18 protein-coding genes are annotated in these 21247 nt (G+C 60.9%); 1 reads left to right on the top strand and 17 read right to left on the bottom strand.

The features are described 5' to 3' along the window. Window positions 1-25: 25 nt before the first annotated feature. From hldE to msbA, 4 genes are all read right to left on the bottom strand, one after another. Window positions 26-1459 carry a bifunctional D-glycero-beta-D-manno-heptose-7-phosphate kinase/D-glycero-beta-D-manno-heptose 1-phosphate adenylyltransferase HldE gene (gene hldE / locus I9018_RS02665; protein ID WP_068576498.1) on the bottom strand — a complete coding sequence of 478 codons (1434 nt, stop codon included), beginning with the start codon at window positions 1457-1459 and terminating at the stop codon, window positions 26-28. Between the two features lie 106 nt (window positions 1460-1565). Continuing rightward, window positions 1566-2174, bottom strand: a complete 609-nt coding sequence (gene cysC / locus I9018_RS02660; RefSeq protein ID WP_241108673.1) for an adenylyl-sulfate kinase — start codon at window positions 2172-2174, stop codon at window positions 1566-1568. Beyond that, window positions 2167-2871, bottom strand: coding sequence for a sulfotransferase family 2 domain-containing protein (locus tag I9018_RS02655; RefSeq protein ID WP_124345600.1), 705 nt, complete (start codon window positions 2869-2871; stop codon window positions 2167-2169). Before I9018_RS02655 ends, cysC begins: the two co-directional genes overlap by 8 nt. A 177-nt stretch (window positions 2872-3048) precedes the next feature. After that, entirely contained in the window at window positions 3049-4854 is a 1806-nt protein-coding gene (gene msbA / locus I9018_RS02650; RefSeq protein ID WP_068576504.1) for a lipid A export permease/ATP-binding protein MsbA, read from the bottom strand. Between the two features lie 157 nt (window positions 4855-5011). Between msbA and I9018_RS02645 the strand changes: the two genes are divergently transcribed. Further along, window positions 5012-6841: a bifunctional O-antigen ligase/aminoglycoside phosphotransferase family protein gene (locus I9018_RS02645; protein WP_241108672.1), complete on the top strand. Its 1830-nt coding sequence runs from the start codon at window positions 5012-5014 to the stop codon at window positions 6839-6841. An 86-nt stretch (window positions 6842-6927) separates the two neighbouring features. Here the strand turns inward: I9018_RS02645 and I9018_RS02640 are convergent, their stop codons facing one another. The 13 genes from I9018_RS02640 to waaC all read right to left on the bottom strand — a co-directional run bounded on the left by I9018_RS02640 (window position 6928) and on the right by waaC (window position 21246). Then, a complete protein-coding gene (locus I9018_RS02640; RefSeq protein ID WP_068576508.1) occupies window positions 6928-7812 on the bottom strand; it encodes a glycosyltransferase in 885 nt (294 codons plus the stop codon). Then, window positions 7812-8963 (bottom strand): glycosyltransferase, encoded by a 1152-nt coding sequence (locus I9018_RS02635; RefSeq protein WP_068576510.1) that lies wholly within the window; start codon window positions 8961-8963, stop codon window positions 7812-7814. Before I9018_RS02635 ends, I9018_RS02640 begins: the two co-directional genes overlap by 1 nt. Window positions 8964-8965: 2 nt before the next feature. Further along, the gene (locus I9018_RS02630; RefSeq protein WP_241108671.1) at window positions 8966-9844 is read right to left on the bottom strand and encodes a DUF6625 family protein; all 879 of its coding nucleotides are present in this window, start codon (window positions 9842-9844) and stop codon (window positions 8966-8968) included. A 52-nt stretch (window positions 9845-9896) separates the two neighbouring features. Next, window positions 9897-11309: a PIG-L family deacetylase gene (locus I9018_RS02625; RefSeq protein ID WP_241108670.1), complete on the bottom strand. Its 1413-nt coding sequence runs from the start codon at window positions 11307-11309 to the stop codon at window positions 9897-9899. Window positions 11310-11317: 8 nt separating this feature from the next. Beyond that, the gene (locus I9018_RS02620) at window positions 11318-12214 is read right to left on the bottom strand and encodes an antimicrobial resistance protein Mig-14 (protein ID WP_241108669.1); all 897 of its coding nucleotides are present in this window, start codon (window positions 12212-12214) and stop codon (window positions 11318-11320) included. Continuing rightward, window positions 12214-13344 carry a glycosyltransferase gene (locus I9018_RS02615; protein WP_124345596.1) on the bottom strand — a complete coding sequence of 377 codons (1131 nt, stop codon included), beginning with the start codon at window positions 13342-13344 and terminating at the stop codon, window positions 12214-12216. Before I9018_RS02615 ends, I9018_RS02620 begins: the two co-directional genes overlap by 1 nt. Then, window positions 13328-15085 carry a carbamoyltransferase gene (locus tag I9018_RS02610; RefSeq protein WP_068576519.1) on the bottom strand — a complete coding sequence of 586 codons (1758 nt, stop codon included), beginning with the start codon at window positions 15083-15085 and terminating at the stop codon, window positions 13328-13330. Before I9018_RS02610 ends, I9018_RS02615 begins: the two co-directional genes overlap by 17 nt. Window positions 15086-15320: 235 nt before the next feature. Continuing rightward, complete coding sequence (locus I9018_RS02605) at window positions 15321-16775, bottom strand: lipopolysaccharide kinase InaA family protein (RefSeq protein WP_241108668.1); 1455 nt, start codon at window positions 16773-16775, stop codon at window positions 15321-15323. Beyond that, entirely contained in the window at window positions 16775-17527 is a 753-nt protein-coding gene (locus tag I9018_RS02600; RefSeq protein WP_068576523.1) for a lipopolysaccharide kinase InaA family protein, read from the bottom strand. The genes I9018_RS02605 and I9018_RS02600 overlap by 1 nt, the downstream gene beginning before the upstream one ends. After that, entirely contained in the window at window positions 17524-18258 is a 735-nt protein-coding gene (locus I9018_RS02595; protein WP_241108667.1) for a lipopolysaccharide kinase InaA family protein, read from the bottom strand. Before I9018_RS02595 ends, I9018_RS02600 begins: the two co-directional genes overlap by 4 nt. Then, window positions 18258-19064 carry a lipopolysaccharide core heptose(I) kinase RfaP gene (rfaP, locus tag I9018_RS02590; RefSeq protein ID WP_068576526.1) on the bottom strand — a complete coding sequence of 269 codons (807 nt, stop codon included), beginning with the start codon at window positions 19062-19064 and terminating at the stop codon, window positions 18258-18260. The genes I9018_RS02595 and rfaP overlap by 1 nt, the downstream gene beginning before the upstream one ends. Beyond that, on the bottom strand, window positions 19061-20185 hold the full coding sequence (locus tag I9018_RS02585) for a glycosyltransferase family 4 protein (RefSeq protein WP_241108666.1): 1125 nt from the start codon (window positions 20183-20185) through the stop codon (window positions 19061-19063). Before I9018_RS02585 ends, rfaP begins: the two co-directional genes overlap by 4 nt. After that, a complete protein-coding gene (waaC, locus tag I9018_RS02580; protein WP_068576530.1) occupies window positions 20185-21246 on the bottom strand; it encodes a lipopolysaccharide heptosyltransferase I in 1062 nt (353 codons plus the stop codon). The genes I9018_RS02585 and waaC overlap by 1 nt, the downstream gene beginning before the upstream one ends. Window position 21247 lies beyond the last annotated feature (1 nt).

The following is a 21247-nucleotide window of genomic DNA, read 5'->3' as shown; positions in this document are numbered from 1 at the left end:
GGCGCCGTTTTCAGCTCTGGCGTGGTTACTGGGTTTTGTCGGTCTTGCGAATCTTCTCGACGATGGCCGTGGTGGAACTGTTCTCCACCAAGCCCAGCACCTTCACGGTACCGCCATAAGCCGTGACGATATCGGCGCCCACCACCTGATCGATGCCGTAGTCCCCGCCCTTGACCAGTACATCTGGCCGCACCTGGGACAGCAGGTTTTCCGGGGTACCCTCGGGAAAACTGATCACCCAATCCACAGCGCCCAGTCCGGCCAGTACCGCCATGCGCCGATCGACACTGTTGATCGGCCGGCCAGGGCCTTTCAGGCGGCTGACCGAGGCGTCGTCGTTGATCGCCACGATCAGGCGATCTCCCTGGGCCCGGGCCTGCTCAAGATAAGTCACATGGCCAGCATGGAGGATGTCGAAACAACCGTTCGTGAAAACGATCTTCTCGTTGTGCGCCCGGGCATCGTCGATGGCCAGCAATAGCTGGTCGAGGCTCAGCACGCCACGCTCGGTACCTTCTTCGCGCTGGATCGCCCGGCGCAGCTCGGGTGCGCTGATGGCCGCGGTCCCCAGCTTGCCAACCACGATGCCTGCGGCCAGGTTGGCCAGGCCCACTGCATGGGGCAGCTCCTCACCCGCTGCGATGGCAGCGGCCAGGGTGGAGATCACCGTGTCCCCGGCGCCGGTGACGTCGAACACTTCACGAGCACGGGCTGGCAGGTGCAGGGCCGGGTGCCCCGGGCGCAGCAGCGTCATGCCGTGCTCGCCACGAGTCACCAGCAATGCCCCCAGCTCCAGGTCATGCATGAGCTTGGCGCCTTTGTTCACCAGGTCATGCTCATCGGTGCAACCACCCACGATGGTCTCGAACTCGCTGAGGTTCGGGGTGATCAGGCTGGCGCCACGGTAAATGGAAAAATCCTTGCCCTTGGGATCGGCCAGCACCGGAATGCCCCGCGCCCGAGCGGCGGCGATCAACGCCTGGTGGTTGCGTAGCGCACCCTTGCCGTAATCGGACAACACCAGCACCTTGATGCCTTCGAGCAGTGTGTCGACTTCAGCTGCCAGGGCCAGGGCGTCAGTGGCGAAAGGTTCTTCGAAATCGATACGCAGCAATTGCTGGTGGCGGCTCATGACCCGCAGCTTGACGATGGTGGGCTGATGCTTGATGCGCTGGAACAGGGCGCGTACACCGGCGCCTTGCAGGCTGTTGGCAAGGCTGTCGGCCGCCTCGTCGTCGCCCGTTACCCCGACCAGGGACGCGGGCGCACCGAGTGCAGCAATGTTCAGGGCAACGTTGGCGGCACCGCCCGGGCGGTCCTCGATCTGCTCGACCTTGACCACCGGTACTGGCGCCTCAGGGGAAATCCGTGAGGTACCACCATGCCAGTAACGGTCGAGCATGACATCGCCGACCACCAAGACGGGGGCTTGATCGAATCGCGGCATGGACAACTTCATGGAGCATCCCACATACAAAATGAACAGGGGCGCGATATTAGCACAGGGTTGGCGCCGCCTAGTTCTATGGCTTGCATGGGGCCGACGAAGAAATTCCCCCGTCTATTCAGCGCTGTAGAAGCTGCAACAGGCAGCGAATCGCCTCCGGTAGTGCCATGCTCGCCGTATCGATCTCGCATTCGGCTTGCAAAGGGGCCTCATAGGGGCTGTCCAGGCCGGTGAAATTCTTGATGCGCCCCTCTCTCGCCGCCTTGTACAGCCCCTTGGGGTCGCGCTGGGCGCAAGTATCGAATGGCGTGCTGATGTACACCTCGAAGAATTGCCCGGTGGCGAACAATGCTCGTGCCGCATCACGCTCGACACGAAATGGCGAGATCGCCGAAACGATCACCACCAGCCCCGCCTCTACCATCAGCCGCGCCACTTCGGACATGCGTCGGATGTTCTCCTTGCGTGCCTGTGCATCCATCCCCAGATCCCGGCACAAACCGGTACGCACGTTGTCTCCATCGAGCACGAAGGTGTGCAGGCCCAGTTCATTGAGCCGCAGCTCCAGCAAGTTGGCCAGGGTCGACTTGCCTGCCCCCGACAAGCCCGTCAGCCACAGACAACACGGCTGCTGGTGCTTGAGGGCCGCGCGGGCGCCAGATGAAAGCGACAGGGTATAAGGGCGAATCTGCGGTTGTTCCATGGTCACGCAGGCAGGCTTATTCATAACCGAGCATCTCGTAGTCGCGTTGATAAACCCGACGTACCAGGCGTCGGGTACGTACTGAGCATATTTCCCTGACTGGGGCCGTCTCACGTTGCTGGGTACCGTTGACATGCGGGAGCTGCGCCTCGACGCCCAGGCGCTCGCACAACAGCTGGAAGTCACGCGGCAAATGCTCCTGGTACCCCATGAAATCCAGGGACAGACGACCAAGGGAGTTAATGAGGAAGTCGCTCTGGGGAGCAAAATGCATCTGCTTGTGGACATTTTCCGGATGCAGCCAGTGGCTGACGAAATCATCGAAGTCTCGATAATGCGTAACCAGGTCCTGAGCGGCTCGATCCCGGCGCCCTAGATCGTTGCTACGCAGGAAGGTGTAGGCCGAATAGGCCCGCTCGAGAGGATCGCGGACAAAAGCGAACTTGAAGCAGTTGGAAAATGCTTCCGGGAACTGGTGTTCATACCAGTACAACGGCAAGTGCCCTGGCATCCAGCCATCGAACAATGCCGAGCAGATGCTGCTGCCGGCACATTTGGGAACATGGATGAACAGGCAGGAATGTCTGGAAAAAGCTTCAGGAAAACGAACATTGGCGGACATGGACTTGTTTACCACCTGACGGTCCACCACCGACAGGCGCCCAAGCAAGAAGTGCCGCTGAGTCTTTGGCAATAACTTCCATACAAAGCGTTGCAACATTCCGACACCCGCACGAAAGGGATAGCCCTCTCGATCCAATCAAAGATTCAGGCGGGAAACATAACAAGCAGGTAATGGGAAATTATTTAGTCTTGGTCAAGACTGTAAGAAAGACGATACAAACTCAAGTAGGTGCCTTGACGGATAACCCTGGGGGGCAAGCCCCCCAGGACAGGATCATACGGCTCCGGTAGGGGCCGGCTCCTCCAAGCCCATGGCATGAAGGCGCGAGTAATGACCGTTCTGTGCCAGCAACTCCACATGAGTGCCACGCTCGACAATCCGCCCCTGATCCATGACCAGGATCAGGTCGGCCTTCTCGATGGTCGACAGGCGATGGGCAATCACCAGGGTAGTACGCCCCTTCATGACCTTGTCCAGTGCCGCCTGGATATGCCGCTCAGACTCCGTATCCAGGGCCGAGGTAGCCTCATCAAGGATCAGTAGCGGGGCGTTTTTCAACAGGGCCCTGGCAATTGCCAAGCGCTGGCGCTGACCACCTGAAAGCAGCACGCCATTCTCGCCAACCTGAGTGTCCAGCCCGTCAGGCAACTGTGAGATGAAATCCATCGCATAGGCATCGCCGGCCGCCTTTTCGATGTCCTCACGCGGCGCACCAGCCAAGTCGCCATAGGCAATATTGTTGGCAACACTGTCACTGAACAGGGTCACATGCTGAGTGACCTGGGCAATATGCCGACGCAGATTCAGCAGGCGATAGTCTTCAATCTCCGTACCATCCAGAAGGATCTGACCTTTGTCATGGTGGTAAAAGCGCGGAATCAGATTGGCCAGGGTCGACTTGCCACTGCCTGAACGCCCGACCAACGCCACCATCTCTCCCGGTTCGACGCTGAAGCTGATGTCATCAAGCACCTGACGCTCAGTACCAGGATAGGTAAAGCTCAGATTGCGTACTTCCAGGCGGCCGCTGACATTGGAGTTCTCCACGGTGCCGCGATCGACTTCCGGCTCGACATCCAGCTGCTCGAAAATACTTTCGGCACCGGCCACCCCTCGCTGGATGGTGGAGCTGACTTCGGACAACTGGCGGATAGGCTTGGGCAGCAAGCCAGCCATCGTGATGTAGGCAACCATTTCACCCGCCGAAGCATCGCCGCGCAGGTAGAGCACCAGAAACATCAATATCGCCATGGCGCTGTAGATCACCAATTGCAGCAACGGCGTATAGATGGCTCCAGTGCGCGTCATACGCAACTGCTTATCGGTATTGCCCTGACTGGCAGCGAGAAACCGCTGCTGCTCATAGACCTCACCACCGAAACTGCGTACGACGCGATAACCCTGGATGGTTTCCGAAGCAACGTGAGTCACGTCACCCATGGCTACCTGGATTTTTTTGCTTTGCTTGCGGAATTTCTTGCTGGCAGTGCGGACCATGACGGCAATCAGCGGCAGGATGGCGATCATCACCAGGGTCAAGCGCCAGTTCATCCACAACAGGGAGGCAAACAGGAAGACCACTGTCATGCCTTCGCGGATCACCACTTTGATCGCATCCGTCGCCGCCCCTGTCACCATGGTCACGTTGAAGGTGATGCGCGAGATCAAGTGCCCAGAGTTATGTTTGTCAAAATAGCGATTGGGCAGGGTCAGCAGGTTGTTGAACAACTCGACCCGCAGATCATGTACCAGCCCCAGGGACACCTTGGCCAGGAAGTAGTTGCCCAGATAGGAGCCGAGGCCTTGCCAGGCGGCAATCAATACGATCAACAGGGGCACGGCCTGCAGCAGTTGCATGTCACGCAGATAAGGCACGCTGGGGAACAGCACGGCTTGTGGATTGGACAGGCCATCGACGAAGTACTTGAGGATGTAGCCAAGCATGGGTTGGGTCGAGGCGAAGATCAGGAACCCGATGATGCTGATGAGGAACAACCCAATATAAGGCCGCACATAGCCGAGCAGGCGGAAATAGATTTTCAGACTTGAAGGGCTTACGCCGGGGCTGGAGTCGGTCATATCACGCGAACGTAGTCAAAAAGGAGAGTGACTTTAGCACAGCTTATCTTTCGCACTGAAAATCCCCCTCTGTCAGCTATTGTTCAGCAGACAAACGACACCACTGTAGGTTAGCCGTTATCATGCCCGACCTAATTTTCGGAATGAACGTCTAAGCATGCCCTGCGCTCTTCGCAATTTATCCAATCGACTCTTCGATTTTATTTGCTTATGGATTCTGCCTACTGGCTATTTATTGCTGCTGTGCGCACTATTTTTCCTCCCGGAACGCAGTCTCTTGCATAAGCTTTATTACGGTCTGTTCAGCATTCCAACACTGATCGCGCTGTGCCTACGACCTGCCAAGTTGAAGAGTCTATTGCGTGAACCTATTTTCATTGCAGTGCTACTTTTCTGTATCTGGGCCTTGATCAGCCTGGCTTGGAGCCCTCCCGTCGATAGCCTGCCCGGCGAGTTCAAACCCCCTGCGCACCTGCTGATGCTCTTTGTCGGCTGCAGCCTGTTAGTCAGCTATCGGCTTGATGTGCTTCGACCCTTGTGCTTTTGCGCAGCGATGGTCGCGCTCGTCGCATCGCTCTTTAATCTGTATGCATTCGACCTGGCCTACACGCCCGGAGCGCGCATGATTGGCGGCGGAGCCTTTGACAATCCATTGTTGAGCTCCCACGTCTTCGGCTTCTTCCTGGTGTACTGGCTCTGGTTGAGCATGAGTTGCCAACGCATGCGGGTTCTGCTGCTCAGCATTCCGGCCATGGCCGTCATGTTCGCCGCCGTCCTTGCCACAGGCTCTCGAACGCCATTGGTAGCGCTGACGCTGGCGGTCGCCTGGATCTGCTTCATGTACTCGAACAAGCGTTCGTTGATACTGCTGACGACAATGCTGACTTGTGCAACGGCAGTATTGCTGATGTTCCCGCATATGCTGGGAGAACGCGGGGACTCCTATCGCCTTGAGATATGGGCGCTGGTCCTGAACTACATTGCCGAGCACCCTTGGATTGGCCATGGTTTTAACGCCAACCTGAGTGTGGATGTGAACATCGGCTATCTCCTGGAAGAACCTCATAACTTTGCCTTGGGCGTGTTGTACTACGTTGGCATCGTCGGCCTGGTCCCCTGGTTGTTCATGCAGGCCTGGGGATTGTTCAAGAGTTGGCAGCTACGCAGCACGCCACTGGTTGTTCTTGCCTCAAGCTGGTTGGTGTTTGGTATCGGTGCGGGACTGACCGAAGGCGGCGGGGTGCTGTCACGGCCCAAGGAACACTGGTTCCTGCTATGGATACCCCTGGCCTTGATTGCCGCACTGTGCATTGCCCAAAGGGCTCGCCGCACACCTCCCCACGTCATGCAAACACTGGCACCGCCCGCCTTGGAACAACTCACTTGCGATGCCCAGGTGATCGAGTCCGATGGTCTTGGACCAAAGGTCATGCGCCTCAACGATGGCAGCTTCCTCAAGCTGTTCCGCCCACGTCGCTGGTACACTTCTGGTGGCTTCAACCCCTACTCGGAGCGATTTGCCAGCAACAGCGAACAGCTGGGTGAGCTGGGAATTGTTACGCCAACCATCATGGACTTGTACCGTCTCGCCGACGGCAGTAGCGCCGTTCGCTACCAGCCACTGGCCGGGCAAACCCTGCGCCATTGCCTGCAGGTCGCGGGCTCTGCAGATGAACGCGCCAAACTGGTCAGGGCCTTCGGTGCCTACATGGCCAGCCTGCATGAACACGGCGTGTATTTCCGTTCACTGCACCTGGCCAATGTACTGGTCCTGGAAAGCGGTGGGTTCGGCCTGATCGACCTAGCCGACCTGCGGGTCTATCCGTCGTCCCTAAGGTCTTCGCTACGCCAGCGCAACCTGCGCCATATGCAGCGTTATACCGAAGATAACCAGTGGCTTTTCCATGAGCATCTCGATGCACTGCGCTCTGGCTACGCTCAACTAACCTCCGCGAACCAGGCACAGGGACTGCTAAAAGCAGCATAACGATTTCACCCGCAAGCAAGAGTCAAAAAAAGACAGCCCAGAGGGCTGTCTTTTTTGTAGGGCGCGAACTCGGGCGAACCTTGAAGTCAGTCTTTCTCAAGTGCAGAAAAGTACAGGCGGGCCAGCCCGCGCCAGGTTTTCTTGTTCCAGGCCTTGAGCGGAATCTGTGCCAGCAGCTCACGAGCCAACGCTCGGTCGCGATTGGAAACCTTGAGAAACATCGAGTTCAAGGCCTTGTAGCGCACCTCGTCGTACAGCGGATGATCACTGAACAAGGCATAGGTACGCAGGATGTTGTCGATCATGAACCGATGGTTCTTGTAGGAATTGGTGGCGTGCTTGCGATAGCGAGCCATCACCACATTCAGGCCATCGATGAAGTAACCCGCATGGGTGACTTTCAACTCGATCAGCAAGTCTTCGAGGCGGATGTTCGGATCGAAGCCACCGACCTTGTCCAGCGCTTCGCGGCGAATCATCAGGGTCGGCGCCGGCGGATAGGGCTTGCGCTCCAGGAACATATCCTCGAAGTCCAGGCGCCGGAACGGCACGTCACGGCGCTGACGCTTCTCAGGGAACAGATTGCCATCGCTGTCGATCAGCTCGATGTTGCCCGCACAGATACCCACTTCAGGCTTGCCATCCATGTAGGCCACCTGGATGGCGATACGCTCGGGCATCATGATGTCGTCCGAGCCGAACGGCACGATCAAACTGCCCCTGGCCCGGGCTATGGCGCCATTGAGCGTGTTGGTCAGTCCCTGGTTCTGCTGGACCCGGAAATCAAAGCCATATTGCTCTTGCAGACGCTGGATGCGCTCGACGCTGTCATCCTTGGAACCATCATCCACCACCAGCAACTCGATGTTCGAGTAAGTCTGATTGATGACGCTGAGGATGCTCTGCTCGATGTAGGGCGCATGGTTGTAGGAGGCGATGATTACCGTCACCACAGGTTGCTGGTCTGTCATTACTGCCCCTTGCCCGCCTGACTCAAACCCGAGTCGATCAACTGCAGGTATTGCCCACGGAATACCTCGATATCATGTTCTTTTTGCAAATAGCGATAGGCTTGCTGTCCCTTGGCGACCAGTTCCTCGTCGGACAGTCCCAGGTAGGCATCCAGCGCCGCCGCCAGCGACGGCACATTGGCCGGCTCCACCGCCAGGCCGCCGGCTCCTTCGATCAAGGGCAGCATGGCCGGCACGTTGGAGGCGATCACTGGCAACCGCCCGCTCATGCCCTCCAGCAAGGCCAGGCCCAAGCCTTCGGCCAGCGACGGCATGGTCCAGATGTCGAAAGCCCGCACGTACTGCAAAGCATTTTCCTTGAAGCCCAGCAGGTGAGTACGGCCCTCTAGGCCCAGGCGCTGGATCTCGGCCCGCAGATTGGCCTCTTCGCGCCCGGCACCGATGATCGCCAACTGGGTTTGTGGATATTTGTCCTTGAGCTGGGCGAACGCCTGCAGCAGGTAGGTATGCCCCTTGACCGGCACCAGCCGCCCCAGGGCGCCAACCAGGCGGACTGTCGGATCCAGCCCCAATAACTCCCGGGAGCGCTCGCGGGAATGCTGCAGGGCTTCAGCCTGCTCGATATCGATGGCGTTGGTGATGGCCCAGGTGTTCTGGTCGGTAAAACCGCACCGGCAATCGAGCAGGTACTGCTTGACCGCTGGCGATACGCCGACGAAGCGCCAGTGCCGATCGATCAGGCGTTGGGTCTGGCGCCGCCGGTAGAACCGATCGTACTCGCCGAAACCGTGGGAAATGCCGATGCACAACGGCACTTTCAGCCAACGGTTGAGCGCCAGCATCATGTTCACCGGCTTGAAGCGGTTGCAGATCACCACATCGAACTTTTCCTTGCGGCAGAACTGGTACAGCCGCCACATGGCCCGCAGGCGCATGCCCTTGAGGGACTTGTCGGAAAACTCGAAATACACCGAGTGATCGGCCCGGCTCACCGGGTCGTTAGGCCCGGGACGGCCACGCAGAAACGCTGCGGTGACCTCATAACGCTCGTCGGGCAAGGCCTTGACGATCTGTTCGGCCAGGTCGGCGAAATCATGGGATTTGACGTTGTAGTCCGGCTGCAATTGCAAGACTTTGAAGCGCTGGCTCATAACTATCCCCGGTGGAAACCTGTGGCATCGATGAGCCAGGACGACTCGCTGGCCAGGGCCTGGATCGCCTGTGCATCAGGCTCCGCCAGCGCTGACCATTCATTGCGCTTCCAACACACGAAGTGAAAATAAGGAAAGGTACGAGCGCCATCGAGATCATTGGTCACGCGCCCATCCTTCCAGTACCAGCACGTGGGGAAGTCGCGGCTGCCGTCATGCCATTTGATGACTCCACCCGGGGTGCTGAACGCCTCGGTGAACTCGCTGCGACGGCGCTCCGGGTTGAACTTGCCCACCAGCTTGAACAACGGCTCCGGGAAATTCTTGCGCCAGAGGAAGATCCGCGTGAACGCTCCCTCGTCCAGAGCGTGATGCTGCTGGTCGACAAAGCGCTCCTGCCAATTCTTGATCTTGCGGAACAACTCGCGCTGGTGGTCGTTGTTGCGAATCAGACACAAGTGCCCGGCGATCCGCCGCTCATGGGTGGAGAACAGGTCATGCTTGGCCAGGCGTTCTGCCGTGAAATAAGCCCGCAGATCGCCATAGACCAGGTCGATATCGCCAAAGCCCCAGAAATCGTAACCTTCCAGCCGATCGGCATGGATAAGCCCGAATGCCGGTCGGATATCGCAGATCTTGTAGGCGGCCTTGGGCGCGAAATCGATGCCCAGGCGCTGGGAAACCAGGGCGCAGTAGTCGGCGAAGCTCATGCTTTCATGCCTGACATTCGGCGGCAGATTGTCCGGCACGCCGCAGTCGCTGAAGAACAGCCAGTCGATATCCGGATTGCGTCGGCAGCTTTCCAGGAAGAACGGCATCCAGAAAGGCCAGCGCCCGAAGTAGGGCATGAGGAACAAGATTCGCGGACGAGGATTGATCACAAAAGACTCACTGTCGATTCGGGCTGTAAAGCGCCCCTATGGATATGTATGTTTATCGCTGCCGCAGCAGCCAGAACAGCTCGTGCCGCCTGACCGCCTTGCGGAAAAACTCGTTCTCGCCCAAGGCCGAAGGCACCCTGCCGGCCAAGAGGCGTTGTATCGACCTGCGCAGACGCCGCTTGAACGGCATCCTCGGTTGCAGGTCGTGCATCATGCCCAGGGCCATGGCCTTGTCATACTGCTCGGCCTGGGAAAGCGGCAGGCACCAGGGCCGTAGCACGCTGCTCGCGTCGAACACCGGCGGCAAGGCAATACCGGCCCCCGAGTCACCCATCGGCCAGCGATCATTGTCGTGCAGGTGATTGGCGTAGCCGAGCACCGTGCCCGGCTGCCACTCCAGCCCCTCCAGCGCCTGCATCACGGCTGCCTGGGCACAGATATGGTCCGGATGCGGGTCCAGCGAAGGATGGGGCAGCACTATGACGTCGGGACGGGCCTTGAGCAGTAACTCGCGCAGGTCGGCCAGCAGGTTGTTCCAGGTCGGCAAACCATCGTGGTCGGCGGGCAACGGGAACGGATTGAACTGGCGGAACAGGCGGATATCGCTCAATTGCGCCTCACGGGAAGCCACTGGCTGCTCTGGAGCCGCCTGCATCGCGGAAAGTTGCAGGCAGAAGTATCCCAATTGCACGCAATGGGCTTCGGGAACTCCGGCCCAGCGAGGCACGGCGATACTGTCCCAGGCTCGCAAGCGCCCCTTGAGCTGCGCCGCCGCAGCCGGCTCCAGGCCCATGGCCTGGTAGTGCTCGGCCTCGATCTCCCCTGCCGTCAGGGTCACGATCCAGGCTTCGTCCGCCTGGCTGTACAGGCCGAACGCCGCCAGCTCGGCATCGTCGGCATGGGGAGCGATAACCATGACCCGCTGGCAGCGATAATCGGGATCGCGCCACGCCAGCAACTGCGGCTGGATACGGATTCGGCAGTGACGCCCGCGCAACTGCAGCTCGCCACTGGCCAACGAATCGGTCAAGCCGCTCAGGTTGAGGTAGCGCAGGCCATCGACCCCGCGCTCAAAACCTTGGCGATCGAGGCTCTGGCCACCTGCGACCTCGATGGCCGGATCGAAGAACCGACCCAGCCAGGAACTCTTGACCTGCACCCCGAGGACCAGGGTTTCTCCAGGGGCCAGCTCCAACGGCGACTCCGGCACCAGGCGCCCGGACTCCAGGCGCACGGGGATCTGCCGAGCCTGATCGCCGAAATCGTAGAGATAGTCATCCTTGGGCGAATAGAACAGGTGATCGGCGAACCAGGCCTCGTGAGCCAGCCAGGCACCCACCGCCAGCAGCAATGGCAACCACCAAGCCACCAGGACGCCAGCCAGCAGCATCAGCACCAGGCCAATCAGCAAGGCGATTCGTTTATTGCGCCGGTGGCGCTTGAGCAGTTGCTGCTTGCGACTCATGGGCTGACTCACACCTGGAAAACCGGCACAGGATTGCACCAACGGTCCTTGTACTCTCGGTCGGCACGACCGAAGGAAAAGCGCAGAGGCTTGTTCAAGGCTCGAGCCTGTTCCCAGGCGCTCTGGGTATTGAGGAAACTCAGCACACTGCCTGGGCTGAACTCGCGAGTCTCGGGGTCGACGCCACCGTTCACATACTCGACGCTGATCCACTCCGGAGCCTCGACCCGATAGATCAACTGCACGGCAATCGGCGCATCATTGAGGAAAATCACCGAGCCGATCAACAACTCGCGCAGACGCTCCAGCACCTCGGCCATGCGCTCGGCACCGGTGGCGGCAAACCCCCAGCGACGCTGGAACAGATCGCAGTAGATAGCCGCCAGTTCAGGGCTGGTGAACTCGCTCACCGGACGCACCACACCGCCCGCCTCTTCCAGCAAGCGCAGTTCACGACGCTGGTTGTAGCGGAACTTCTTCGACAGTTCTTCGGGGGGCCTGGCCATGGCGAGCTGCTCGGCCTGGGGTCGCTGGCCGCTGAAGCGTCCTTCGTTCAGGGCCGAGAGGTAGCGCCCGCGATGGCGCAGTGGAACTTGAGCATCTGCGGCGGCCGGCAGGATCAACTCGGCATTGCCGATGTCGAACAAGCCCTTCTTGCCCGCGCGCTTGAGCACATCCTTGGACAGCGCCAAGTCCCGCCCCCAGGTGGCGATGGCCGCCTGCAACTGGCCAGCGCATTCGAAGGCCAGGTAGCGCACTGGAATCTGTGCCAGGTCGGCCAACTGCGCAACGACCAACGGATGGGTCGCCACGCTGCCACCGAAACGCTGCCAGGCATCGGCATAGGTCGACGCGTCGATGACGGACCAGCCACGCTCGCGCCAGCCTTGGAATCGATTGAGCATCAGCCCCTCGCGGTCAGTTCGGTGACTTGTGGCAAGCGCCAGAATACGTCGCGTACGGCCCGATCGGAGAAACGCTCGCGCAGGCGATCGGACATCAGCTCGGCGCAAACCCGGCGCTGATGTTCATCCATCGCCGCCAGGTGCTGCAGGCCCTGGGCCAGGTGCTCGACATCACCCAGAGGGAACAGGATGCCCACCCCCTCGACCACTTCCTTGGCGCCACCACAGGCAGTGGCCAGCAAGGGCACGCCGGCGGCCATGGCCTCCAGCAGGACCATGCCGAAAGGCTCGTGGTCGGAACTCAGGGCGAATACATCGAACGCCCGGAAATAGCGCCGGGCCTCAGGGACCTGGCCGAGGAACAGCACGCGATCGGCGATTCCCAACTCCCGGGCCAGGGACTTGAGGTCCTTGTCCAGGCGGCCGGTACCCAGGATCGCCAACTGGCTGCCCTGGGGGAGCTGCGCCACCGCCGCGGCGAAACCACGCAGCAAGGTGGCCTGGTCCTTGTCCGGATGCAGGCGCCCGACGTTGCCGACGATCCAGGCATCGGCGGGCAGGCCCAGTTCGGTGCGGGCTTCGGCCCGGCTCAACTGGCTGGCCTGCAAGGCCTCCAGGTCGATCCGGTTGTACAGGGTCTGGATCCGCTGCGCTGGCCACTTGGGCAGGCAGGCACGCATGTCGTCGCGTACTGCGTCGGAGACCCCGAGCAGGCTCAGGCGCTTGCCGAACAGTCCGGCGAACAGCTTGCGGCTGCCGCGCTTGTAGTCGCTGAACGCATGGTGGACACCGATCACCGGCAAGCGCGTCCCCAGCAGGGCGATGTAGATCGGCTTGAAGCGATGGGCGATGCAGAAGCTGAAGTTGCGCGATGCGGCAATCTTGCGCAGGTCACGGATAGCGCCCAGCTTCAGGCCACGAATGGCCTTGGAGCTGTACTCCATGAACAGCACTTCGTCGGACGCGCAACCCGCGGCGACCTCGGCATCGGCGACCCCGGTCAGAAAGACCGTGGTCACCCGATAGCCGCTGCCCGCGAACAGGTTGGCATATTGCCGCGCGCAGTCCAGGAACGGCCCGTCATAGCCGTGGCAGAACTGCAGCACATGGCGTTCAGCCGACCGTGTCATAAGGATCCACGCCGTCTTTGACCACCAGGATGTCTTCCATGATCAGGTACTGCAGGTCGGACCCGTAGAACATGTTCAGGGCGTCGGTGGGCGAGCAGATCATCGGTTCGCCACGGCGGTTCAGCGAGGTGTTCAGCGACACGCCGTTGCCGGTCAAGACCTCCAGGGCCTTCATCATGTCGTAGTAGCGCGGGTTGTATTCGCGCTTGAGCACCTGGGCCCGGGACGTGCCGTCCTCGTGGACCACTTCCGGCACCCGGGTCTTCCACTCTTCAGCCACTTCGAAGGTGAAGGTCATGAACGGAGCCGGATGGTCGACCTTGATCATCTGTGGTGCGACGGTGTCGAGCATCGACGGGCAGAAAGGCCTCCAGCGCTCACGGAACTTGATCTGCTCGTTGATGCGGTCGGCCACGCCCGAGGCGCTTGGGCAACCGATGATCGAGCGACCACCCAGGGCGCGCGGGCCGAACTCCATGCGGCCCTGGAACCAGGCCACCGGGTTGCCATCGACCATGATCTTGGCGATGCGCTCGGGGGTGTTGTCGATCTGGCGCCAGGCCGGCTTGTTCGGATGCCGGGCACAGGCGGCGATCACGTCCTCGTTGGAGTACGACGGACCAAGGTAGACGTGCTCCATCTTCTCCACCGGTACGCCACGGGCGTGGGAGACGTAGGCCGCGGCACCGACGGCGGTACCGGCATCGCCGGAGGCCGGCTGGACGAACAGCTCCTTCACATCCGGACGGGCGATGATCTTCTGGTTCAGCTTGACGTTGAGCGCACAGCCGCCGGCGAAGGCCAGCTTGCCGGTTTCCTTCAGCGTGTCGCCCAGGTAATGGTCGATCATCTGCAGGGCCAGCTTCTCGAACAGCGCCTGCATGCTGGCGGCGTAGTGGATGTACGGCTCGTCGGCGATATCGCCTTCACGCTTGGGACCCAGCCACTCGATCAACTTAGGCGAGAAGTAGAAACCCTTGCCCTTCTCTTTATAGCGGCGCAGGCCAATGACGTTGGCGTAGTCGGTGTTGATCACCAGCTCGCCGTTTTCAAAGCTGGCCAGGCGCGAGAAGTCGTATTTGCTGGCATCGCCGTAAGGCGCCATGCCCATGACCTTGAACTCGCCATCGAGCATCTCGAAACCGAGGAACTCGGTGATCGCGCCATACAGGCCGCCCAGGGAGTCCGGGTCGTAGAACTCCTTGAGCTTGTGGATCTTGCCGTTCTCGCCATAGCCGAAGAAGGTGGTGGCGTACTCGCCCTTGCCGTCGATCCCGAGGATCGCGGTCTTCTCCTTGAAGCCGGAACAGTGGTAGGCACTGGAAGCGTGGGCCAGGTGGTGCTCGACCGGCTCGATCTTGATCTTCTTCGGATCGAAGCCCAGCTGCTCCAGGCACCAGACGATCTTCTTGCGATAGCGCTTGTAGCGGCGGTTGCCCATCAGGATCGCATCCAGGGCACGGTCCGGGGCATACCAGTAGCGCTTGGCGTAGTGCCAGCGCGCCTTGCCGAACAAGCTGATCGGGGCGAAAGGAATCGCCACCACATCAACGTCGGAAGGCTTGATCCCGGCCTGTTCCAGGCAGAACTTCGCCGACTCGTAGGGCATGCGGTTCTTTGCATGCTTGTCGCGCACGAAACGCTCTTCTTCAGCGGCGGCAATCAGCTTGCCGTCGATATACAGGGCTGCTGAAGGATCATGGCTAAGGGCGCCGGACAGGCCAAGAATCGTCAATGCCACAGGGGTCTAGCCTCGTTTAGTCTGCATGCGGGCGCAAAGCGCCTTGAAAATAAAGTGTGCTCGCAAAGCGCGAGAAACAACGAAAGGGCGGGATTATAGCGTAAAAGCAGGGGCAAGCCTCTAGCGGCAAGCCACAAGCCAGACGACGTCGCGGCGCGCCCGCCCCATCGCCGCCACGCCCCTGGGAGATCCTCCAGGGCTCATCGCGGCGATGGCAGCGACCACAGGTCGCAGGTCAGGCCGCAGATGCGTCGGGAGCCTTGGGCAAGCGCTGATCAATCACTTGATACAACTTGCTGCTTTCAGGCCAGTTGCGCATGAAACGCGCGCGATCACGGGCATAAGCCGCAGCGAAGCTCCCTGGGCTGGAATGCTGGCACATGGAGTCCAGGTCGATCAGGGCCCAACGATCCTCCTGCCAGAACAGGTTGTGCCCCTTGAGGTCGCCATGGCTGATGCGCTCTCGAATCAACTCGGCAAAAAGCCGGTCCAGGGCCTGCAACTCCTGCTCCGGAGGCGCACCGCTATCGACGAAAGGCGCGAAGCGCTCGATGACGTCCGGCCCCGCCAGGTACTCGGTCACCAGGTAGGCTCGCCGGCGCAACCAGAGGAAGCGTTGTTCCAGTACTGCCAAGGGCTTGGGGGTGGCGATCCCGAGGAATGCCAAGCGATTGCCCTCGCGCCAGGAATGCCAGGCCCGGCTCGGGCGCCAGAAACGCTTGAGCCAATGGGCGAAACCCTTGATGTTGTAGCGCTTGAGCACCAGCGTGCGCCCTGCGGACTCGATCCGGCCGACACTGGCCGCGCCGCCGGTCTTGTACAGGTGCCCCTGCTCCAGCAAGGTGTCGGCCTGCGCCAGCACCGGCAACATCGCCGCTTCCTCCTCACGGCGAATCGCCCTCAGGGCAAAAGGCCCGCGCTGCACGCAGAACAGCGTGCACTCACGACCGACCTTGGCCAGGAAATCCCGCAGGCGCCAGGCACGAACCTTGTCCACCTGCTTTTGCAGGGCCTCCAAGGGCAAGGCGTGCTCGGCGTTGCTCAGCAGGTAATGCACCAGCAGCTCTTCGGTGAATGGCTCCAGGCTCTTGGGCAGCTGGGCGAAGAACACCCCGAGATTCTCCAGGACCTTCTGGCGAGACAAGGGCTTGCCTGCTTCCTCGACACAAATTCCCGCGCCATCGATCAAATGCAACTGGCCACCGTGGCGCAACAGGTTGTCCAGGTGCAGGTCTTCCTGCCACAACCCCTTGGCGTGCAACTGGCCGATCGAACTCAGGGCTTCGGCCAGGACCGCGACCTGCTCATCGGCCAACACCGGCAATGCCTGCACCTGGCTCCAAGCGTCGCCCAGGCTCTGCGCGCCCTCCAGGAATTCGAAGAGCAGCCAACCACCCTCGCCCTCCTGCAGACCATCGGCCAACAGCAGCGGCGTGGTCAGCCCCTGCTCTGCCAACAGGCGCACACCCTGCAATTCCCGCTGGAAATGCCTTGCGGCCTTGGGCCCCACCAACAACTTGGCCAGCACCGTACGCCCGCGCCATACGCCAGCGCCGACATAACGCTGCCCTGGCAGCACCCGCAGCAGGCTCAACAGCTGCAACTGTGCCGGGCCAGCGGCATCCGCCAGCTCCAGGCTCAGGGGCAGGGTCGGGTTGCGCCCGGCATTCTTCAGCTCGGACAAACGCATCAGCGAGATTCCTTGTGGCTGCTACGGGCGCTGAGACGGGCGACCCAGGCATCCAGCAGCGAGCTGTCCAAGGGTTGGTCCAGGTAGGTCGCCAACAGGCAGCGCACATCCTCGACACCCCACACCGAAGCTCGGCGCAACAGCGGCTCGAGATCCTTGACCCGGTCGCGCTGGCCGAACAGCAATGGCCGGGTTTTCTCCAGGTCGATCAGTTGCGCCTGGTAACCCGCCCCTTCCGGACGCAGGAAAATATGCTTGGGATAAAAGCAGCCGTGCACCTGGCGCAGGCCGTGCAGTTGGCGAGCCAAATGCCCACAGGCCTTGAGCACCGCCTGGCGCTGGGGCTCCGGCATCTGGGCCCATTGCGCCAACAACGCATCCAGGTCATCCCAGCCATCCAGGGCCCGGGTCATGAGGATCGCCCGGGACTCGCCATTGACCTTGCGCATCCCGAAGAACACCGCCTGCAGGGCTGGAATTCCCAACTGCTGATAACGGCGGATATTGCGAAACTCACGCGAGAAGCTCGGCTCGCCAAAAGGATGGCGCAAGGTGTGGGTCAGGTAGTTGGTCTGGCGCTTGAGATAGAACCCTCGCCCTTCCACATCCAACCGATAGACGCTGCTATGGCCGCCACGTCCGGTATTGGGTTCGTCCACCGCATCCAGTTGCCTGGCCCACAGCTGATCGAAAGTGCCGAGTCCGTTGCGCTCCAGCAGCGCACGTTCCTCGGACGCCAGGAAATCAGTCATTCACGCCCCTCAAAAAATCTCACTACATGGCGAATACGCTCTTTGTCCGAAGCCGTCAGGCGATCACGTTGACGATACTGCATATAGAAACGTAGGCGCTGGGTAGCCGAAAGGTGATACTTGCCCACCTTGTCCAGGCAGGCCAGATCCTTGGTGATCCGGTACTTGAGCCAGAATCCCCGCCAGAAATCACCGTTCGGACAGTCGATCAGGTACAACCGGTCCTGGTCGTCGACCAGCAGGTTGCGCCACTTCAAATCGTTATGGGTAAAGCGATGCTGGTGCATGGTACGGGTGTAGGTCGCCAACTGGCGACTGATGCCATCGACCCAGCGTCGGTCCTTGAGTCGCGGATCGCTACGATCGGCCAGCACCGACAGGTCTTCGGTCCGTGGCAGTTCGCGGGTAATCATCGCCCCCCGGGAATAGGCCAGGCAGCGACGCTCCAGCCCCCAGGCCACCACGTCGGCGGTGGGAATACCCCACTTGGCGAAACGCTTGAGGTTCTGCCACTCGAACTTGACCCGCGGCTTGCCCAGGTAGCGCCGCAGATTCTTGCCCGCCCCGGTATAGCGCTTGACGTAATAGTTGACCCCGTCACGCTCGACACGCACGACATCGGACAGTGGATCGCGGGTCAGGTGTTCGCCCTTGAGGACAAACACCGCATCCAGGCTGCCGAAATCTTGTGCCAGGGCCTGGTAGGCCGGGTCCAGGTTCCAACTAGCCATCAGAGCGCATCTCCGTACCGTTGCTTGCGTGCGTAGAGCTTTTCCGCCTTGCCCTCGAGCCAGGACAGCAGCGCCGCTTCCTCGGCCAGGATCTGGCGCAGTGGCCGCTGGAAGTAGCCCTTGAGAAAACGCAATTTGTCGCGGCGGGTCAGGCCGATATCCAGGGCCGAAAAATACAGGGCCGCCAGGTCCTTGTTACGCCAGCGCTGGGTGATCTTCGAGCGGGTCTGCGCACGATGCAGGTCGATGACCGAGAGCTTCAGCTCTCCAGGACGAATCGGCCGGTCGGTATGCAAAAGGAAGTGGCAGATGTAGCAGTCGCGATGATTGACCCCCGCACGATGCATGGTGCCGGTCATGCGCGCCACTTCGGCGATGAGCGCTCGCTTGAGCGCAGGCTCTGGCGGCTGCTTGATCCAGTCGATGCTGAAATCTTCAAGGCTGACAGTGGGCGCCAGCTCCTCGGTGACGATGAAGGAGTGCTGGTCCGCCGGGTTGGCACCACGCTCGCCATAGGCCACGGCCGTCATGGTCGGCACACCGACCTGATGCAGGCGCTCCAGGGCCTGCCACTCCTGGCCGGCCCCCAGCACTGGCAGCTTGGCAGTGACCAGGTTCTTGAGGATTTCGCCCCATCCGATCCCTCGATGGATCTTCACGAAATAACCGCGACCCTCGACTTCCGTACGCAGGGTACGACGCGCTTCCAGCTCACGGTAAACCTGGCCCTTGAGCTCCTCGACGGCGGCGAACGCATCGCGTCCGGCCCAGAGGCTCTTGAAGGGTTCGGCAAGCATCAACTTCATCGGTCTTGCTCCGCCAGAATCACATCCGCAGCGTGCTGCGGCATGCTGTAGAGGTCGGCCGTCTCGGCAAACGCCAGGCCATTTCGGCTCCAGGTCGCACGAGCGGCATCGTCGCTGAGCATGGTGGTGAGGTATTGATTGAGCTGCCCTTGCTCCAACGGCTCATCCAGCACCAGGCCACTCTCGGCCTCGGCAATGTAATGGGCATAACCGCAGACCGCACTGACCAGCACCGGCAAGCCAGCCACCAGGGCCTCCAGCAACACAGTGCCCGTGTTTTCGTTGTAGGCCGGATGGATCAGCAAATCGGCGCCCAGCAGGAAACGCGGGATATCGCTGCGTCCCTTCATGAACTGCACGTGTTCGCTCAAGCCCAGGGCAGCGCTCTGCACTTGGAATACCTTGGGGTCATCCTGGCCAATTACAAACAGCCGGGTGCGTTTCTTCAGCGCCGCAGGCAAGGCCGCCAGGGCCTTGAGGCTGCGATCCACGCCCTTGGTCTTGAACCCGGAGCCGATCTGCACCAGCAACAGGTCATCGTCCTTGAGGTCGAACTCACGCCGAAAATCAGCCCGGATCTCGGCCGCATTGGCGGGGGCTCGACGGTCCTGGGCAATCCCCGGCGGCAACAGGTGGAAGCGCGACAGCGGTGTGTCGTAGTGCTTGATGAACAAGGGTTGCTGGACCTCGGAGATCATCAATATCTCGGTCTTGGCATCCTTGGCGAACACGGCCCGCTCGTACTCGGCAAAATGCCGGTAGCGCCCCCAGCGACGGTACAGGGAGTGCCGCAGGTTCTGCGCCTTGTCCTCGAAACAGCCGTCGGCGGCATAGTAGACATCCAGGCCCGGCATCTTGTTGAAGCCGATTAGCCGGTCCACCGGACGCTTGGCCAGGTCGGCCTCCATCCAGGCACTGAGTTTTTCATTGCGGTGATGATTGAACAGCGCCTTGACCGGCGCCACCAGCACCTCGAAGCCAGGCGGGACATCACCTTCCCAGATCAGGGTGTAGACGCGAATCCCATGACCGCGACGCTGGCACTCCAGGGCAATGCGCATGAAATCTCGCTGCAGGCCGCCGAAGGGGAAATATTTATACAGGACAAAAGCCAATTGCATCAGCGTGGCTCCTCAGCCAATAACAAGGTGCTCAGTCGGCTGGCGACACGCTCGGGATTCAGGCGCGTGAAGCACAGGGGCAACTCACGCGTAAGGTCATAACGCTGCCGGTCTACGGCAGTGGGCTGGTAGGTACATTGCTTTTGCAGGCAGGGCGCACAGGGGAAATCACTGCCCATGTGGATCTGCACTCGGCCATAGGCGCCGGTCAATCCCGGGTTGGTAGGGCCGAACAGGGAAATCGTGGGCACATCCAGCGCAGCGGCCAGGTGCCCCAATCCGGTATCCACGGCGACACAGGCCTGGGCATCGGCCAACACCTTGGCGACGCCAGCCAGGTTCAGCTTGGGCAAGACCGTGGCACTCTTGAGGCCACTGGCGATGCGTTCGGCACGGGCCTTCTCGGCTGCGTTGCCCCAGGGCAACCGGACCTCGACCCCAAGCATCCCCATGCGCTCGGCCAGCTCGCGCCAGTAGGCCTCGGGCCAGTGCTTGGTGTCCCAGGTGGTGCCGTGCAGGAACAACACGAATGGTTTCTTGCGTGGCAACTCCACCAGCTTCTCGACGTTCAGGCCGTAATCACCCAGGCCCTGGGGCAGGTCATAGCCCAGGGCCAAGGCGAACAACTGGCGCACCCGTTCAACCGCATGCTGCCCACGGGCCACAGCCAAACGCCGGGAGTAGAAACGCGAAGCCAGGGGCTCACGGGCCGAGTTCTTGTCCAGCCCCGCTACCGGAGCACGCACATAGCGGGTCAACCAGGCGCTCTTGAGCAGGCCCTGGGCATCGATCACCAGGTCGTACTTGGTGGAGCGCACGCTCTGCTTGAAGCGCCGCCACTCGCCGCTCTTGATGGTTTGCCAGATATTCTTGCGCCAGCGGCGGATCGCCACTGGAATCACCTTGCCCACTGCCGGATGCCAGGTGGGAATCTCGGCGAACCCCTCCTCCACGACCCAGTCGAACTTGATTCCGGGGATCGCTCGCATGGCATCGGTGAGTGCCGGCAAGGCATGGATCACATCACCCAGCGAAGAGGTCTTGATCAGCAGTACCCGCAAC

The organism is Pseudomonas sp. MPFS, from assembly GCF_022537035.1.
In the GTDB taxonomy this organism is placed as follows: Bacteria; Pseudomonadota; Gammaproteobacteria; order Pseudomonadales; family Pseudomonadaceae; genus Aquipseudomonas; species Aquipseudomonas sessilinigenes.
This window is presented reverse-complemented; position numbering and strand designations above follow the sequence as displayed.

Excerpts from the sequence above, each read along its gene's own strand:
- hldE (WP_068576498.1), bottom strand. The coding sequence starts at position 1,459 with ATGAAGTTGTCCATGCCGCGATTCGATCAAGCCCCCGTCTTGGTGGTC.
- rfaP (WP_068576526.1), bottom strand. The coding sequence starts at position 19,064 with ATGAAGTTGATGCTTGCCGAACCCTTCAAGAGCCTCTGGGCCGGACGC.
- I9018_RS02655 (WP_124345600.1), bottom strand. The coding sequence starts at position 2,871 with ATGTTGCAACGCTTTGTATGGAAGTTATTGCCAAAGACTCAGCGGCAC.
- I9018_RS02595 (WP_241108667.1), bottom strand. The coding sequence starts at position 18,258 with ATGGCTAGTTGGAACCTGGACCCGGCCTACCAGGCCCTGGCACAAGAT.
- I9018_RS02645 (WP_241108672.1), top strand. The coding sequence starts at position 5,012 with ATGCCCTGCGCTCTTCGCAATTTATCCAATCGACTCTTCGATTTTATT.
- I9018_RS02605 (WP_241108668.1), bottom strand. The coding sequence starts at position 16,775 with ATGCGTTTGTCCGAGCTGAAGAATGCCGGGCGCAACCCGACCCTGCCC.
- I9018_RS02640 (WP_068576508.1), bottom strand. The coding sequence starts at position 7,812 with ATGACAGACCAGCAACCTGTGGTGACGGTAATCATCGCCTCCTACAAC.
- msbA (WP_068576504.1), bottom strand. The coding sequence starts at position 4,854 with ATGACCGACTCCAGCCCCGGCGTAAGCCCTTCAAGTCTGAAAATCTAT.
- I9018_RS02625 (WP_241108670.1), bottom strand. The coding sequence starts at position 11,309 with ATGAGTCGCAAGCAGCAACTGCTCAAGCGCCACCGGCGCAATAAACGA.
- I9018_RS02600 (WP_068576523.1), bottom strand. The coding sequence starts at position 17,527 with ATGACTGATTTCCTGGCGTCCGAGGAACGTGCGCTGCTGGAGCGCAAC.
- I9018_RS02620 (WP_241108669.1), bottom strand. The coding sequence starts at position 12,214 with ATGCTCAATCGATTCCAAGGCTGGCGCGAGCGTGGCTGGTCCGTCATC.
- I9018_RS02635 (WP_068576510.1), bottom strand. The coding sequence starts at position 8,963 with ATGAGCCAGCGCTTCAAAGTCTTGCAATTGCAGCCGGACTACAACGTC.
- cysC (WP_241108673.1), bottom strand. The coding sequence starts at position 2,174 with ATGAATAAGCCTGCCTGCGTGACCATGGAACAACCGCAGATTCGCCCT.
- I9018_RS02585 (WP_241108666.1), bottom strand. The coding sequence starts at position 20,185 with ATGCAATTGGCTTTTGTCCTGTATAAATATTTCCCCTTCGGCGGCCTG.
- I9018_RS02615 (WP_124345596.1), bottom strand. The coding sequence starts at position 13,344 with ATGACACGGTCGGCTGAACGCCATGTGCTGCAGTTCTGCCACGGCTAT.